Consider the following 15334-nt stretch of genomic DNA (forward strand, 5'->3'; position numbering starts at 1 on the left):
ATTTGTTCCCTGTTCGACTTTTCATATTGCTGATTGCCCTGTTGCCCGGCCTTGCTTTCGCCGAAGCCATCCCGCGTGGCGGTCCCAACGACAGCCGAGTGCGCTTGGCCACCTACCAGGAGGGTCAGGTCTACCGTCTCAGCGTGTCGCTCACCCATGTGACCACCATCGAGTTCGGCGAGGGCGAAAGCATCCGCTCGATCATTGCGGGCGACACCGAGGGCTTCGAGATCGACGGCGTCCCGGGCGGTCAGGCCTTCGCGATCAAGCCTGTGGCGCGCGGGGTGCATACCAATGTGACCGTCTACACGAACAGGCGCAGTTATTACTTCAACGTCGAGGAGACCCGCAGTCCGACCTTTTACGTGGTCCAGTTCCGCTACCCCGAAGACAATACGCGGCCCACACGTGCCATCGCGGCCCAAGCGCCGAACTATAATTACGGTGCCAGCGCGCGGACCGAGTTCACCCCCACCCGTGTCTGGGATGACGGGACGTTTACGTATTTCGAATTTCCGCGGAACGCGCCGGTGCCTGCGATCTTCCGCTACGCCAATGGCCGTGAGCGCACGGTCAACACGCAAGCCACCGAGGACAGCGTGATCCGGGTTTCAGGTGTGAACCGACAATGGGTGCTGCGGATCGGGGAGGAGGTGGTCTGCATCGAGGCCACCCCACCTGCGGGGGTAGGCTCATGAGCGATACTGGAAACGCAGACCTCGAGAAACGCCTCGCTGCTCTAGAACAAGGCAAGGGCGCTGGTTCGCCCCCTGCCCCACGGCGCTCACCGCTGCTCGCTTTGGTCGTCGTCCTCGTGATCGGCGCGGGCGGTGCGTTGCTCTATCTCATGTCCCAACCCGAGGAAGAGGAAGTCCTTCCCACGGCCACGCCGGACGTGTTCCAGAACGAAGGCGACGGGTTCGGCGCCATCGAGACCTTGCCCCCGCCCGAGCCCGAGGTTGTGTTCGTCGCACCCGATCCGGTCGAGCCCAATGCTGAGCTTCTGGCACAGCTCGCAGCCCTTCAGGCCCAGATCGAGGAATTGCGCAACGCCCCTGAACCGGTCGTCGAGGAAGACACCGCCGCCGCAGAGGCGATCGACGCGCTGACCGCTCAGATCGCTGCGCTCCAAGCCGCCTCGGAAGCCGCACAGCAACGATTCCAGGACGAACTGACGGCGCGGGATCGCAGCCTTGAGCAACTCCGCATGGATCTGGAACTGGCCCAACTCGAGGCCAACCGCCCCCTCCCCGCACCCACTGGGCCCACCGAGGACGAGTTGCGCGCGCGGGAAGAAGAACGGCTGCGCCGCGAGGAAGAAGCACGACGGCTCGCGGAACTTGAACGCCGCGCTGCTGAGGAGCGCGCGTTTCAGGAGCGCCGCATCACCTCGCCCACCATCGCCTTTGGCGGCACCTCAGGCGCAAATGAAACTGCTTTGACCGAACGGACTTTTGGGCAAGTGACGGATTTTGTGCTGAATGGTGCGCTGCCCACTTCGGTGACGCAAGCTGAGGTCATCGCCAACCCCTCCAACACGATCATCCAGGGCACGATGATCCAGGCCGTAATGGAAACCGCCCTCGACAGCTCCCTGCCCGGCCAGACCCGTGCCGTGGTCTCTGAAGATGTGTTCAGTTTCGACGGTTCTCGGCTCTTGATCCCGCGTGGATCCCGCCTCATCGGGCGGTATCGTTCGGGCGTTGATATCGCGCAGCGCCGCGTCACCATCGCATGGGACCGGATCATCCTGCCCGATAATCAGACCGTCCAGATCAGCTCCTTCGGGGGTGATGAGTTGGGGCGTTCAGGTGTGACTGGCTTTGTCGATACGCGCTTTGATGAGCGCTTTGGCTCGGCAGCGCTGATTTCACTGATCTCCGCCGCACCAAGCGCCGCCGCCGCAAATGTCCAGGACGAAACAGCCGCGGACGTGCTCGAAGACGTGGGCGATGATCTAGCGGATGCCACGGACAGCGTGATTGGCGACTATCTCTCCATCGGCCCCGTCATCTATGTCGACCAGGGCGCGCGCGTCACGGTGATGGTCGACCGCGATCTGGAGATATTCTGAGCCCATGTCGCTGAGCTATCTCGAAACCTCCCTCGACCGGATCGAAGCCGCCGCCCGCGACGATGTCATCGAGATCTGCATCAACCCCGACGGCTCCTGCTGGGGCGAATTCCAGGGCGATCATTTCATGCGAAAGCTGGACCAGGCGTTGACTGCAACCGAAGTGAAAGACCTCGGCAACCAGATCGCCTCCTCCGCCAACACCACGATGAGCAAGGACCGCCCCATCATCTCGGTCTCGATCACCTACAAGGGTCGCCCGATCCGAGCACAGGTCATTACCCCGCCCGCCGTGCTCTCGGCCATGTCGATCAGCCTGCGGTTCTTTTCAAGCCTGCCGCTTGACGGGCTTGCGCTTGATTTCCTTTTTGGCAAGGAACGCAAGCTTGAAGAACTCCGCCTCGAGAAAACCCACGAACTGCGCGAAGTGGTGGCCGCGGGCGTGATCGACGATGCGCTGGCCTTTTGCGTCGCCAACAAGCTTAACATGATCGTCTCTGGCGGCACCTCCACCGGCAAGACCGTGGCTGCGCGCAAGATCCTCTCGCACGTGCCATCCGAGGAACGCATCGTCACCATCGAGGAAGCCGCCGAGCTTCTGCCGACCCAGCCCAATGCCGTGACCCTCATCGCCAATCGCGATGCGGAGTTCCAGACCGCCGATGTGCTGCTCACCGCAACGTTGCGCATGCGCCCCGACCGGATCATCCTGGGCGAGGTGCGCGGCAAGGAGGCCATGACCTTCCTCGAGGCGATCAACACTGGCCATGGTGGGTCCATGACCACGCTGCACGCAGAAACCCCGCAATTGGCCGTGCAGCGTCTGGCCATCGCCGCACTCAAGACCGAGATCCCGATGACCTATGCCGACATGATCCAATACATCGAGAATTCCATCGATGTGATCATCCAGGCCGGTCGCCACGACGGCAAACGCGGCATCACCGAATTCTACCTTCCCGGCAACAATGAGATCGGAGCCTCCCAATGAAAACCTTTGAATACGATATCCTGTCCTTTCCCATGACCCGCAAAACCAGTCTTGCCGACATGCAGGCCAGCCTAAATGTGAAGGGGGCCGAAGGCTGAGAGGTCGTGTCGATCAGCTCCTCGGAATTCGCCAATGTGGGACACACTGTCTTCCTGAAGCGCGAGACCACACCCGCCAGAGCCACGGCATGAGGCAGGCGGGCTGTACCCTCGTACTGACTGCGCTGGTCCTGGGCCTGACGTCGGCACCCGGCTTCGCTGAGCGCAATCTCGTGCCGACCCTCGAGCGCAGTTTCGACGTCTGTCCAGAACGGCCCGCTGAACCCGTGTGGATGCAGGAGATCCCCCTGCGCCAAGCCTATCAGCGCGTGCTGGTTCAAGACATCTACCGAGCCCAAAATCTTGAACGCATCGTAGAGACTGGCAGCTGCGACTGCGAAATCCGGTTCCCGTCCTGGGACGATGCCGAGGGGGCGTTTCGTGAGCGCCACGCCAGTGACGAACGCTGGGAAATGCTGCAGGCCTCGGACGCCTACAACCGCCGCGCCAGCGCCGTCCGCCCTGCCGCCAAAGCCCTCTGCGAAGCTGCAGGCAATTGGTAGGGTAGTCCCGTTATGAGCGTCGTCACTTATTTCGTTGAAACCTCACAGGGCTATCTCGACACCGCGGCGGAAACCCAGTTCGGGTCGGTCGCGGCGACAGTCGGCACGCTTCTGGTGCTGGGAACAACTCTGGTGGTGATCCTCGTCTTCCTGAACATGATCTACCAGTATAAGGCGATGGACGGGCGCACGGCCTTTTGGCTCGCAGTCAAGATCGGGTTGATCGGAATATTTGCGACCAATTGGGTGCAGTTCAACGCGCTTTCCGCCGCTATCCTTGCAGGGATCGACAGCATTGCGGGGGCGCTCGTGGCTTCGGTCGGTGGTGGAACTCCCGGTCCTTCTGGAACTTTCGCCGAAGAATTCGACCGGTTGATCGCCGAGTTGGGGGACTATCTGAACGCTGCCGGGTCCGAGCTGAACTGGATGGCCGGCGCCATGCTCGACATCGTCGGTGTCCTGCTGCTTTCCATCCTCGGCGGGCTCGCCGCCTTCATCCTCGTGGCCTCCCGACTGATGATCGCGCTTCTGATCGGGATTGCCCCGGTGATGATTTTTTTGACCCTCTTCGAGGTGACCAAAGACTACTTCGCACGCTGGCTGTCGGCGTTGGTTTCCTTCGCGCTCTACCCCATCGTCGTGGCCGGCGTGTTCGCGACAATCACGGGCGTCTCCTCCGCACTCATCGGCGAGCTTGGCGACCCGGAAGGGGCCTCCAACATCGGCGCGCTCATCCCCTTCTTCATGATGGTCCTCATGGCCAAGGGCTTCATCATTGCCACGCCCTTCATCGTCCGCGCGATCTCCGGAAACATCATGATGCCCGCCCTCTCCGGTGGTCTCGGCGGCGGCTACAGCTTTGCCCGCGCCGCAATGGGCAGCAAGCAGGCCTACAATCGCTACCTGATCGGTGGGGCAAGTGGCGCAGAATACGCAGCCCTCAGGGCGCGGCAGTTCTTCGGCGTGCAGCAGATGCCCGTGAGGCAAGGCATGGGGCAGACGGGTTCCGCAGGAGGCACAGGATCCGCAGACTCGGGGTCAAAAATGCTGGCGCAGCTGGCGAGACTGGGTCGACTTGGCCGACGGTGACGGCCCTTAGCCGACCTTCAGGCATCCCGTAGCGAACGTCGGGTGGGAGCCTATTCTGTTGAAAAACTCACCCTTGATCGAGGCCGAAGTCACTGATTCAATTTCCATATTGAACGGGGGATTGAGTGATGATGGGACCGAGACAAGAAGCGCAGGCGGCTTTGTTTTACGAGTTTTCGCTGGAAGATCATGTGCCTCAAGCCCACCTGTTGCGCTCGATTGATCGGTTTGTCGATCTGAGTGGCATTCGCACCCATCTTGCGGAGTTCTACAGCCACACGGGCCGCCCTTCTGTCGACCCTGAACTCCTGATCCGCATGCTTCTGGTGGGGTATTGCTTTGGCATCCGCTCCGAACGCCGCCTGTGCGAGGAAGTGCATCTGAACCTGGCCTATCGATGGTTCTGTCGGCTCGACCTCAATGACCGCGTGCCCGACCATTCGACCTTCTCGAAAAACCGACATGGGCGGTTTCGGGAGAGCGAACTGCTGCGCCATTTGTTTGAGACGACTGTTACCCGTTGCATCGCAGAGGGTCTCGTGAGCGGCCAACGTATGGCCATCGACGCCAGTCTGATCGAGGCTGACGCCAACAAGCAGAACTCGACACCGAAGGAAGAATGGGACGCGACAACCATTGATCCCATGGATGCACCACGCGCCGTTCGAGAGTATCTCGACACATTGGATGAGGCGGCCTTTGGCGCTGCCAGCAATGTGCAGCCGAAGTTCACATCACATTCCGACCCCGCCAGTCAATGGACGGCAGCCCGCAAAGGTCCTGCATTCTTCAGCTATTCCGACAATTATCTGATCGATACGGATTATGGGGTCATCGTCGACGTCGAGGCCACACGATCCATTCGGCAGGCCGAGGTTGGGTCCACCAAAACAATGCTCAGGCGCGTGAAAGACAGGTTTGATCTGCACCCGGAGCGCCTGATCGCAGATACCGCCTATGGCACCGGGCCGATGTTGGGCTGGCTTGTCGAACGCAAGATCGCCCCACACATTCCTGTCTTTGACAAGTCCAGCCGCAGCGATGGCACATGGACGCGTGCTGACTTCGAATGGGATGCAGAGAACGATCAATACATCTGTCCGGAGGGGCACGCGCTGAAGCAGTTCCGTCGCAACTATTCCGACCCGAACCGAGGACCCACCGGCAAAGGCACAGCCCGCTATCGCGCATTGAAACTGACCTGCCAGGCCTGCCCATCAAAGGCCAAATGCTGCCCGAATGCCGACGCTCGCAAGATCACACGTGAAGAACACGAAGACGCACGTCAAGTCGCTCGCGACATCGCCAAGACCCGCCAATACGAGATCTCAATGAAGCTCCGAAAGAAGGTCGAGATGCTCTTCGCTCACCTCAAACGCATTCTCGGCCTCGGGCGGCTCCGATTACGCGGACCATGCGGTGCAAATGACGAATTCCTCCTCGCCGCAACCGCCCAAAACCTCCGCAAACTGGCAAAGATCTTTCCCGCACCGCAGCAAACGCGCAAAGCCTGATAGAAAAGGCGCTCGCGCTATGTTCAGCACCGCGCTTTCTGCGTCAGCAACACGTTGTTTTTCCACAGAATCAGCCCAAAGTGAACAATGCTGCATCGCGTTCCAATGTAGGCTCTCATAGCCGAGGATGAAAAAGTGACAAAATCAAACCGAGTTTCGCCAAGGGTTTGTGGCAGAGTATCGACACCGGTAAGATCCAAAATGCTTGTAAAATTGGCCTGTGATCTGTCAGATGCCAGCGGCAGAAGGAGAGCCATCCCTTCACGAGGACTTGATCATCGCTCATAAATGAGGCCTTGAACCTATAGTGGCTTGAGGTTCTACAAGGCACTCGAGGCATCCAAGCCGCGGCTGGAGGTGCACAAACAATTTCTTTGGAGTAGGACCTATGCTGACCCGGCGCCATTTCATTTCCACGTCCACTGCGATGTTTTCGTTACCGATCGCGGGACCGGCTTTGGCCAGTAGCTGGCCAACGACCGGCCAAAAAGCGTCGTGGGATTCTCAGGTAACGCCCAGCAACTATGACCCGGCGACATCCAATCCGTGGGGGCTGCATCCCCGTTTCTTGCCGCAACGTGTTGCTGCGAAAGATGGCCTTGTGCCAGGTGACATCCATGTCGATGCAGTCGCCCGCTATCTCTATCACATTGAAGAAGGTGGTACAGCGATGCGGTATGGAGTGGCGATCGCGCGTGGAAATCTCTACGAACCAGGAACCTACACCATTCGGCGAAAGGTCGAATGGCCACACTGGACCCCAACAGCGTCAATGATCGAACGAAATCCGGAAAACGCAGAATTTGCGGATGGGATGGAGCCGGGGCCGAAGAATGCACTCGGGTCACGTGCTCTTTATCTCTACGTTGGCAACCGAGACACTTACCTTCGCATCCACGGGACACCTAAACCTTGGTCGATTGGCGGTCGAGCGAGTTCTGGCTGCGTCCGGATGGTCATGGCACATATCAATGATCTCTATTCAAACGTCGCCATAGGGTCGACCGTATACCTGTATTCTGCCGAACAGAGTGTTGTTTCGGACAGCTAGTGCAGGATTGTGACGCGTTGATCTTCGCTCCGGCCCTCAACGTGGGCCGGAGATGTCAGGAAGATCGTTACGTTTACCGAGCAACACAAATCGGGTTGCCACCAGCGGTTCTGAGGGGAAGCAAGGTCTTTTCTACGGGTCCGTTGTGTTCATACCAGTAGCATCCGTCTTCTTCGCGGAGCCGGGCTGTTGCAAGGTTTTGACTTGGATCAGCCAGTTCCACGATAGCCTCTGGCACGTTTCCGATTTTTTGGGATCCGTTCTGATCTGTCGTCGCGCATGCGCCAAGCAGCAGTACCCCAAGTAGCGGTAGTCCGATCGGTCCGGCAAATTGCTGAGTCTTCATAAATTCCTTGTCGCCTTTCTTCGTTGATTGCGTGTCCGCCGATTGGTTTTATACTCGCGCGCCCCTTGGCAGCCGAAAACTATATACGAAACAAAATACCTCTTGAACCTCTAGCGACTGTAGGAGTTATGGTCCAGCCAAGCAATGATTCTGGAGATGCCGAATGGCCGCCAAAACTGAAACTGTGGTATCTGAAGTACACCCAACTGATAGAGCCAAGTCAGAAACATGTGCAAGTGAACATGCCTGCTGTGGAGGAAGCCATTCACACGAAGAGTTTGGTCCCGTGCCACAAGATGGAGCGGGCCGGAGTTTTCAGGTCAGCGGTCTTGATTGCGCAGAAGAAGTGGCGATCCTCAACAAGGTCGTTGGACCGAAAGTGGGCGGGGCGGAGCACCTGGCATTCGATGTCATCAACGGACGCATGATCATACTCCACAGCGCTGCCGCAGTGTCGGATGGAGAGATCACTCAACTGGTTGCGACCACGGGTATGAGCGCAAAACCCTGGGATGCCGAGAACGCTTCGGAGGATCAAGCTGCGCATCTTGCCCGTCAGCGCCTGTTCACAATGCTGAGCGGAGGCTTTTGGGCGGCAGGATTTCTGTATCACATCGCAGAAACCGGGATGGGCGGTGCGATCGGTCTCTTTTCCGGCCATGGAGAAGCAGTGATGCCTTTGGTCGAAGCGGGGCTTTTTGCTATCGCGATCCTGGCTGGCGTTTGGCTTGTCGCCCCGAAGGCGTGGTCATCCGCGCGGCGCGTATCGCCCGACATGAACCTCTTGATGGTGGTCGCTGTGGCCGGGGCTATCGGCCTTGGCGAGTTTTTCGAGGCGGCAACGGTCGCGTTCTTCTTCTCTCTCTCGCTGTACCTTGAAAGCTGGAGTGTCGGGCGGGCGCGGAACGCTGTCTCGGCTTTGCTCGACCTAGCGCCACCTACTGCAAGGGTTGTCTACGAAGATGGTTCTGAAGCAGATGTTCCGGCGTCAGCCGTCGCCATCGATGCACATTTCGTGGTGCGTGGCGGGGACCGCATTCCATTGGACGGGCAAGTGATCGAAGGCGCCGGGGCCGTTGATCAAGCCCCGATCACTGGCGAAAGCGCATTGGTGCCGAAGGAGCCGGGTGACGAGGTCTATGCGGGCACGATCAATGGCGAGGGCACGCTGACGGTACGCGCGACCAGGGCGGCCTCCGACACGGTGCTCGCCAAGATCATCCGCATGGTAGGCGACGCCCACACCCGCCGCGCGCCCGTGGAGCAATGGGTGGCGAAATTTGCGCGCGTCTATACGCCCATCGTGATGGCGCTCGCCATTGCCGTCGCGATGCTGCCACCGCTCGTATTTGGTGGAGCCTGGGATGACTGGTTCTACAACGCCCTCGTCCTTCTGGTGATCGCCTGCCCTTGTGCGCTGGTCATTTCGACGCCCGTGTCCATCGTCGCCGCGCTCACAGCCTCGGCCCGCGCCGGGGTGCTGATCAAGGGCGGTGCTTATGTCGAAGCTCCGGGACGCACTTCAGCCTTGGCCATGGACAAGACCGGTACGATCACCATCGGCGAGCCTGAAGTTGCTGCAATGTATCCGCTAGGGAATGCGTCGACGCAGGATCTGATGGGCGTAGCGGCGGCGCTTGAAGCGCGATCCTCCCACCCGTTAGCGCGCGCTATCCTTGTACGTGCAGAAGTCGACGGCCTTGATGTATCCGCGGCGGACGATACGCGGACCGTACCGGGGCGTGGGCTTGAAGGCAGGGTACAGGATCGGGCGGTCTGGCTCGGCTCTGACCGGTTCGCCGAGGAAAAAGGGCTTGGAAGTGCCATTCCGACAGACCTTCGGCACCGTATCGAAGTTGCCGGTAGTACGTTGGTGGCTGTTGGTGATGCAAATGGGGTGATGGGTATTCTGGAACTGCGCGACCGCATCCGCCCCGACGCCAAGGGAATCGTGGCTCGTCTGCATGCGCAGGGCGTGAAAACCATCGTCATGCTGACGGGCGACAATGAACGCACCGCGCGCGCGGTCGCGACAGAGGTCGGCATCGACGAGGTGCGCGCGGAGCTTCTGCCCGAGGACAAGGTGACGGCCATCGAAGACCTGGTCGAAGCGCACGATATGGTGGCCATGATTGGCGATGGCGTAAACGATGCCCCCGCCATGGCGCGGGCCCACTATGCTATCGCCATGGGCGCGGTTGGTTCCGACGCGGCCATCGAGACGGCGGACATTGCCTTGATGACTGATGACATTGGCAGGGTGCCCTGGCTCATAGGCCATTCCCGCCGTGCGATGTCGATCATCCGTCAAAACATCGCAACCTCGCTGGCAACCAAGGCCGTTTTCGTGGTGGCGACAGCGTTTGGGATGGCATCGATGTGGGGGGCCATTGCCGCAGATGTTGGCGTGTCACTGCTGGTTGTCGCAAATGCGCTCAGGCTGTTAAACGGACACCACGCGGAGACTCCGCCCAAAGGCGGTGACCGCGTCGGCGACAGACTGGCCGAAGGTGCTTTGGCGCACGGCCATTGAACGGGCTGGCACAGCACGCTAGTGTCAAGTTTGAAAAACCTCATGAAAGAGGCATTGAGCAGTGAATTTTCGAGTTACACGTCGCACAATCCTCCTGGGAGCTCTGGCGACAATTCTTTCTGGATGTGCAAACAAATTCCGCACTTACAGGGGGCCGGAGGTGACCCGGGTGCGGGTCTACAAGGGGCAGCGCATGATTGTCCTTGATGGACCAGAGGGTGTTTTGCGCACTATCCCAATGGGCCTTGGCTTTGCGCCTGAGGGTCACAAGCAATTCGAAGGGGACGGGCGCACGCCAGAAGGATCATACGTGATTGACAGGCGAAATCCCGAAAGCCTGTTTCATCTTTCCATCGGGATCTCGTACCCGAACGAGGCGGATATCGCATACGCAAAGGCTCAGGGCCGTTCCCCTGGTGGAGATATTTTCATCCATGGGGGGCCGCGCCCTGGCATTGACCCGACAAACAAGCGCGACTGGACGGCCGGATGCATTGCCGTTTCGGATCGGGAGATAGAAGATATCTATGCAATGGTGAAGAACGGGACACCTATTGATATCTACTCATAACCGAATTTGTCTGGAAACGGTGGCGGCTGTGCTTCTCAAAAAAACTGTTGTCGGTGCGGCAGACTGACAGTTTCAAGGTAGACTGATCAAACCGAAGAACACAGGTAATGAGCAAGATAGGCGAACCCCAGTTCAGTGGGTCTGGCGAACGATGAATGGTAGGGAAAGCTCTTCGAATGGCACTACGAAACTGAAAACGCTGCGAAATCTGAATTTTCCGACCTTCCTTGATCAAAATCGTCACGAAAACCGCTTTTGTAAAACCGAATTTAGACCTTCGAACAGCAGCACAAGAGCGATGATGGCAAGCGTGACAGTTGCAGCTTTGTCGTATTGGAACGAACGCACGTAAGTCTGAACGTACAGACCGATGCCCCCGGCGCCAACGATACCTAAGATCAAGCTTTCGCGGAGGTTCAGTTCAAAGCGGAAGACAGTGTCGCGGAGCACAACTGGTGCCATCTGTGGCCAGATCGCCCACCGCAATAATTGCGCTCGGCTGGCACCTGCGCTTTCCAATGCAGCAAGTGGTGCGGCACCGACATTGTCGATTGCTTCAGCATAGAATTTGGCCAGCATGCCGGTGGCATGAAAAGTGATTGCAAGAATACCGGGCAGTGGGCCCAGCCCGACTGCCCCCACCATCAGCATCGCCACCAAGATCAGCGGAATCGACCGGATCACTGCCAGCAGCGCACGTACCGGGCGCCAGATGGCTGCGGGTACAAGGGTCTCAGACGCAAGTACAGCCAGCCCCGCCGACAGGACGACCGCAAACAGCGTCCCAAGAATGGCGATTCTCAGTGTCTCGGTTAGGCCTGTAAGGACTTCCGGCCAGACAGAAAGGTCCGGTGGTATCATCCGGCCTAGAAATTCTGCTAGCCTCGGACCCGCTCCGGGCAGTTTTTCCAAGCCGATGTCAGCGTTTCCTGCAGCCCACAGCACAGCAAGCCCGAGTACCATCCAAACCAAGATCCGGCTCATCAGCTCACCACCCGCAATCCGTCACCAGGTACTGTTCCATGGTACAAATCGCTGATGTCATCGTTGCCGACCATCGCGGAGGGCTTGTCAAACAGCACCGCGCCCGCGCGCAATCCAACGATACGGTCGGCAAAGCGCCGCGAAAGCTCTGGCTGATGCGAACTGAAGACTACAGCGATGCCGCGATTTCGCGCTGTGTTGGTGATCAGTTCCAGAATGCGTTCGGCGTGGGCTGGATCGAGGTTGCTGACCGGTTCATCCGCCAGTATCAACTCAGGCTCCTGCGCCAGGCAGCGGGCGATGGCCACTCGCTGGCGCTGACCACCTGAAAGCTGATCTGCACGGCGCTGTGCCAACTCCGTTAGGCCGGTGTCCTCCAGCGCGATGGTCGTCTTGAGGTGATCCTGCGCACCGTATCGCCCCCAAAGCGACGGCCAGAGGCGCATTCGCCCCAGCCGCCCGTTCATCGCATTCTGGTAAACGCTCTGCCGGTCAACCAGGGCGAACTCCTGAAAGATGAAGCCAGTCTCTAGCCGGGTTTTTCGTTCTGGTGCCCGATCATTTGGAAGCCGGTTGCCCAGTACCTCAGCCCGACCGCGCCATCCCCGGACCCGCCCATCCAGCAAGGCCAGCAGGGTCGACTTGCCGGCGCCCGAAGGCCCCAGCAAGGCCACACATTCCCCCGGTGCCACCTGCAGCGACACATCCTGCAGGGCCTCAGCGTCGTCAAAGCAATGCGACACAGCATGGAGGGCAAGCGCTTGGGTCATTTTAGATAGCCGTAACGGCGTGCCATCTGCCTGACCCCGTCATAGACCTTGGGATCTGCTGCCACATAGCCGTCTGGGCCGTAGAGATAGGCCAGCAAATACTGGTTCTCAGCCTGGTTCAGGCGCAGCATGGCATCCACGAAGCGGGCCTGCAAGGCCGCATCTAGACCAGGCCGGGCAATGATGGCATGGCTGGGGATCTGCGCGCTTTCGCCCAGCACCCTGACCTCGGCCTGCTGCTCAGGCGTCAGATAAAGATCGGCATACTGGCTGGCACCCGCAGCATCCACTAACCCGTTGGCCATAGCCTGCATTGCCTGCTGATAACCACCGGCAAAGAACTTCTGGCCAAAGAACCGGTCCGCATCGCCTGCATCCGCAACGAGTCCTTCGCGCACAAACAGGTCGAGCGGATAGAGATAGCCGGACTCCGACACCGGATCGGCAAAGGCAATGTCACGGCCCTGCAGGTCGGCCAGCGTCTCGATGCCGCTGTCCTTGCGCACAAACACCCGGCCCGAATAGCTCGGCTGGCCGCGGTAAACCTCGGACAGAAGTGGCACCGCCCCGATCTGGTCTTCTGCCAGCACAAAGGGCAAGGCACCCATGAAGGAGATATCGGCATCACCATTGCGCAATGCCTCAACTGCCGCAGCATGATCAAAGGTAACAAAGCCGGTGACTGGAACCTCCAACTGCTGGGACAGCCAGGCAGTGATCGCCTCGATATCCCCCAACAGCTTCTCTGGGTTTTCTTGCGGAATGAAGGCGAGTTTCAGTGCCTCTTCCGCAGAGGCAGTTGCTGGCACTGTTAGGGCGGCAGCGACAGTGGTCAAAAAGGTACGGCGCGACAGCATCAGAACATCCTCTCATCAATCTCGGCTTGCATGGTTTTGAAAGCGTCCCACTGGAGGCTCGCCTCAGCCCAGTCGCCAGCGGCGCTGGCATCGCCAACTGCCTGAAGAATTGCGGCAAATCGGTAGATTTCTGGCTTAGCGTTTTGATTGATCATAACGCTCGCATCTGCCGCCAGATCCGGTGCAACAGTATCAATCAATACGGCGATGTTCTCCGCATCCCGCATCGGGATCAGTGTGTCCAGCGTCGAAGCAAAAGTGGTAAGCTCTTCCCACGACAGGCGGAACACGCTGTCTCGGCCTTCAAAGCGCTGGTAGGGCTCCTCACCATCTCCTACCGCGCGCAGATAGGCAGTTAAATCGGCGCGCTGTTCCGCATCCAAGCCCAGATCCTTGGTATCGTTGAACCAGTCTACAACCCCCGCTAGGGTCGCCAGCGATCCGTCATGCATGTAGGGCGCGGTGAAGTTGACATTGCGCAATGTGGGCGTTTCGAATGGGGTTGCGGTGCCGCCCGGGAACGGCGGCTCGGCCGAGCCAATGTCATAGGTCTGCCCATCTCGGAAAAACCGGTCCGGGGTGTGGCAGGAGGCGCAGGACCTGTCGCCAAGCCCGGCAAATTCGGTATTGAACAGTACCTCACCGCGTTTCGCAGCCTCAGAGGCCTTGTCAGTCAGCCGCCCGGCCTCGTCTATCTGTGGGTTGGGCAGAAAGTCAAAGGCGCGCAAGTAGGCGACCATCGCATCGAGTTGGAACGGCGTTGGCTCCGCTCCGGCAAACTCGGTCACGATCACATTGCGTACAAAACTGCGCAGGCTCGGCTCGCGCCCATCACGCCCGTAAGGCGCTGTAAAGCGGATGCCTCGCATTGACGGCGTATCCAGGTGATCGTCTTCCCGGTCATTGAACATCGGATTGAAGAAGGAGCTGTCCACATCCATCCCGCCAGCATGGCTAGAGAGGCCGGGGATAAAGAAATCCCGGTTCACATCGGACCGGTTGTGGCAAGTTGAACAGGCAATGCCCAGGTCACGTGCTGGGGAACCAAAGATTTCAGGGCTGTCGAACAGCATGTCGCCATAGGCCACAAGCGGCAGGTTGGCCTCATCCTCGCCAGCCTCTTCAAACTGGAGCACCAGCCGGGGTAGCTCGCGCTGATCAGCAATATTGGAGCCCGGTGGGAGTGTGGCGGGCAACACTACCGGCGTACCGGAGCGCACTGCGCTCTCCGGTGCCGGGGTCAGCTTGCCACGTTCGACAAAAACGGAGGGCAGATAGTTTGTCTCAATGTACTCCACGATAACTTTTTGCGCCTCAGCAAATCGCGCCACATTCGGGTCTTGAGCGCCATTGTTCAAAATACCGGTGCTACCCAGAGAAGAATTCAGAACCAGCCAGGCGCGACCTAGGTCGTGTGCGGCCTGCTTGTCCGCCGCCAGGATGCCGTCCTCGAACGCGCGGTACAAGGCCGCAGACTGCGCAACCTCAAATGCGGCTTCAGGCTGGCCAAGTGTCGCCTCGGCTGCCTCTAGGTGCTGCAGAATACCTTTGGCCAATGCCGTTGTAATGGCAGCAAACAGGGCCTGTCGGTCTTCCGCAGCCAGCGCTGCACGAATGTTCTGGGCGTCGCTATCCGATACCCGTGACAGTGCCTCCACCGCAACTGCGCTGCCGGGTGCCGGAGCAGTCCAATTGTTTTCAATCTTCTCCCAGGGAACGGGTGTCAAGTTCGCCATGAATAGGCTCAGCCGGTAGGCTGCGGCCCGAGGTGCCCAAGGGGCTTCTTCAATGGCAGTGGCCCCCACACTAAGCGGAAGCAGGCCAATCAAGGCAGATGCAATCAGGTGTTTCATGGTTCAGTCTATAATTATTAGCCTTGGCTAAGTTTTGTAGAAAAGTCTATGTCATTGTCAAGGCCCGCGTCGCTGGTGCATACACAATAAGGCGCGGCAA

The 15334-nt window shown here is 59.2% G+C and carries 14 protein-coding genes and 1 pseudogene; 10 read left to right on the top strand and 5 right to left on the bottom strand.

The genetic code is table 11. The features are described from left to right. The first annotated feature begins 2 nt into the window (after positions 1 to 2). The 8 genes and pseudogenes from DI396_RS14225 (at position 3) to DI396_RS14260 (ending at position 7320) form a co-directional block, all read left to right on the top strand. Positions 3 to 698, top strand: coding sequence for a TrbG/VirB9 family P-type conjugative transfer protein (locus DI396_RS14225; protein ID WP_110796896.1), 696 nt, complete (start codon positions 3 to 5; stop codon positions 696 to 698). Next, positions 695 to 2074 (top strand): TraB/TrbI/VirB10 family type IV secretion system protein, encoded by a 1380-nt coding sequence (locus DI396_RS14230; RefSeq protein ID WP_110796897.1) that lies wholly within the window; start codon positions 695 to 697, stop codon positions 2072 to 2074. Before DI396_RS14225 ends, DI396_RS14230 begins: the two co-directional genes overlap by 4 nt. Positions 2075 to 2078: 4 nt before the next feature. Then, positions 2079 to 3065 carry an ATPase, T2SS/T4P/T4SS family gene (locus DI396_RS14235; protein ID WP_110796899.1) on the top strand — a complete coding sequence of 329 codons (987 nt, stop codon included), beginning with the start codon at positions 2079 to 2081 and terminating at the stop codon, positions 3063 to 3065. Then, a pseudogene (locus tag DI396_RS16890) lies at positions 3062 to 3256 on the top strand (hypothetical protein). Before DI396_RS14235 ends, DI396_RS16890 begins: the two are co-directional and overlap by 4 nt. After that, positions 3253 to 3666, top strand: a complete 414-nt coding sequence (locus tag DI396_RS14245; RefSeq protein WP_110796900.1) for a hypothetical protein — start codon at positions 3253 to 3255, stop codon at positions 3664 to 3666. Before DI396_RS16890 ends, DI396_RS14245 begins: the two are co-directional and overlap by 4 nt. Before the next feature lie 12 nt (positions 3667 to 3678). Then, a complete protein-coding gene (locus DI396_RS14250) occupies positions 3679 to 4755 on the top strand; it encodes a TrbL/VirB6 family protein (RefSeq protein ID WP_035252574.1) in 1077 nt (358 codons plus the stop codon). Between the two features lie 128 nt (positions 4756 to 4883). Beyond that, a complete protein-coding gene (locus DI396_RS14255; protein ID WP_035253452.1) occupies positions 4884 to 6269 on the top strand; it encodes an IS1182 family transposase in 1386 nt (461 codons plus the stop codon). A 388-nt stretch (positions 6270 to 6657) separates the two neighbouring features. Continuing rightward, positions 6658 to 7320 (top strand): L,D-transpeptidase, encoded by a 663-nt coding sequence (locus DI396_RS14260; protein ID WP_046212120.1) that lies wholly within the window; start codon positions 6658 to 6660, stop codon positions 7318 to 7320. A gap of 73 nt (positions 7321 to 7393) precedes the next feature. On the opposite strand, the gene DI396_RS16800 is transcribed toward DI396_RS14260, so the two are convergent. Beyond that, complete coding sequence (locus DI396_RS16800; protein ID WP_081806555.1) at positions 7394 to 7666, bottom strand: hypothetical protein; 273 nt, start codon at positions 7664 to 7666, stop codon at positions 7394 to 7396. A gap of 184 nt (positions 7667 to 7850) precedes the next feature. Here DI396_RS16800 and DI396_RS14270 point away from each other — a divergent pair, with 184 nt between their 5' ends. Together DI396_RS14270 and DI396_RS14275 are read left to right on the top strand one after the other, a co-directional pair. Further along, on the top strand, positions 7851 to 10199 hold the full coding sequence (locus DI396_RS14270) for a heavy metal translocating P-type ATPase (RefSeq protein WP_081806556.1): 2349 nt from the start codon (positions 7851 to 7853) through the stop codon (positions 10197 to 10199). Between the two features lie 94 nt (positions 10200 to 10293). Beyond that, entirely contained in the window at positions 10294 to 10770 is a 477-nt protein-coding gene (locus DI396_RS14275; RefSeq protein WP_046212149.1) for a L,D-transpeptidase family protein, read from the top strand. Between the two features lie 240 nt (positions 10771 to 11010). Here DI396_RS14275 and phnE read toward each other — a convergent pair whose 3' ends face one another. The 4 genes from phnE to DI396_RS14295 are packed head-to-tail and all read right to left on the bottom strand — an operon-like array spanning position 11011 to position 15234. Beyond that, complete coding sequence (gene phnE / locus DI396_RS14280) at positions 11011 to 11754, bottom strand: phosphonate ABC transporter, permease protein PhnE (RefSeq protein WP_046212119.1); 744 nt, start codon at positions 11752 to 11754, stop codon at positions 11011 to 11013. Next, complete coding sequence (locus tag DI396_RS14285) at positions 11754 to 12524, bottom strand: phosphonate ABC transporter ATP-binding protein (protein ID WP_035253388.1); 771 nt, start codon at positions 12522 to 12524, stop codon at positions 11754 to 11756. Before DI396_RS14285 ends, phnE begins: the two co-directional genes overlap by 1 nt. Beyond that, on the bottom strand, positions 12521 to 13381 hold the full coding sequence (locus DI396_RS14290; protein WP_035253390.1) for a phosphate/phosphite/phosphonate ABC transporter substrate-binding protein: 861 nt from the start codon (positions 13379 to 13381) through the stop codon (positions 12521 to 12523). Before DI396_RS14290 ends, DI396_RS14285 begins: the two co-directional genes overlap by 4 nt. After that, positions 13381 to 15234 (bottom strand): cytochrome c peroxidase, encoded by a 1854-nt coding sequence (locus DI396_RS14295; RefSeq protein ID WP_035253393.1) that lies wholly within the window; start codon positions 15232 to 15234, stop codon positions 13381 to 13383. Before DI396_RS14295 ends, DI396_RS14290 begins: the two co-directional genes overlap by 1 nt. Positions 15235 to 15334 lie beyond the last annotated feature (100 nt).

This window comes from Litorivita pollutaquae (assembly GCF_003205515.1).
In the GTDB taxonomy this organism is placed as follows: Bacteria; Pseudomonadota; Alphaproteobacteria; order Rhodobacterales; family Rhodobacteraceae; genus Litorivita; species Litorivita pollutaquae.

Bases quoted from the DNA above. Each gene is read 5' to 3' on its own strand.
- DI396_RS14295 (WP_035253393.1), bottom strand. From the start codon at position 15,234: ATGAAACACCTGATTGCATCTGCCTTGATTGGCCTGCTTCCGCTTAGT.
- DI396_RS14245 (WP_110796900.1), top strand. From the start codon at position 3,253: ATGAGGCAGGCGGGCTGTACCCTCGTACTGACTGCGCTGGTCCTGGGC.
- phnE (WP_046212119.1), bottom strand. From the start codon at position 11,754: ATGAGCCGGATCTTGGTTTGGATGGTACTCGGGCTTGCTGTGCTGTGG.
- DI396_RS14285 (WP_035253388.1), bottom strand. From the start codon at position 12,524: ATGACCCAAGCGCTTGCCCTCCATGCTGTGTCGCATTGCTTTGACGAC.
- DI396_RS14290 (WP_035253390.1), bottom strand. From the start codon at position 13,381: ATGCTGTCGCGCCGTACCTTTTTGACCACTGTCGCTGCCGCCCTAACA.
- DI396_RS14235 (WP_110796899.1), top strand. From the start codon at position 2,079: ATGTCGCTGAGCTATCTCGAAACCTCCCTCGACCGGATCGAAGCCGCC.
- DI396_RS14230 (WP_110796897.1), top strand. From the start codon at position 695: ATGAGCGATACTGGAAACGCAGACCTCGAGAAACGCCTCGCTGCTCTA.
- DI396_RS14250 (WP_035252574.1), top strand. From the start codon at position 3,679: ATGAGCGTCGTCACTTATTTCGTTGAAACCTCACAGGGCTATCTCGAC.
- DI396_RS16800 (WP_081806555.1), bottom strand. From the start codon at position 7,666: ATGAAGACTCAGCAATTTGCCGGACCGATCGGACTACCGCTACTTGGG.
- DI396_RS14260 (WP_046212120.1), top strand. From the start codon at position 6,658: ATGCTGACCCGGCGCCATTTCATTTCCACGTCCACTGCGATGTTTTCG.
- DI396_RS14255 (WP_035253452.1), top strand. From the start codon at position 4,884: ATGATGGGACCGAGACAAGAAGCGCAGGCGGCTTTGTTTTACGAGTTT.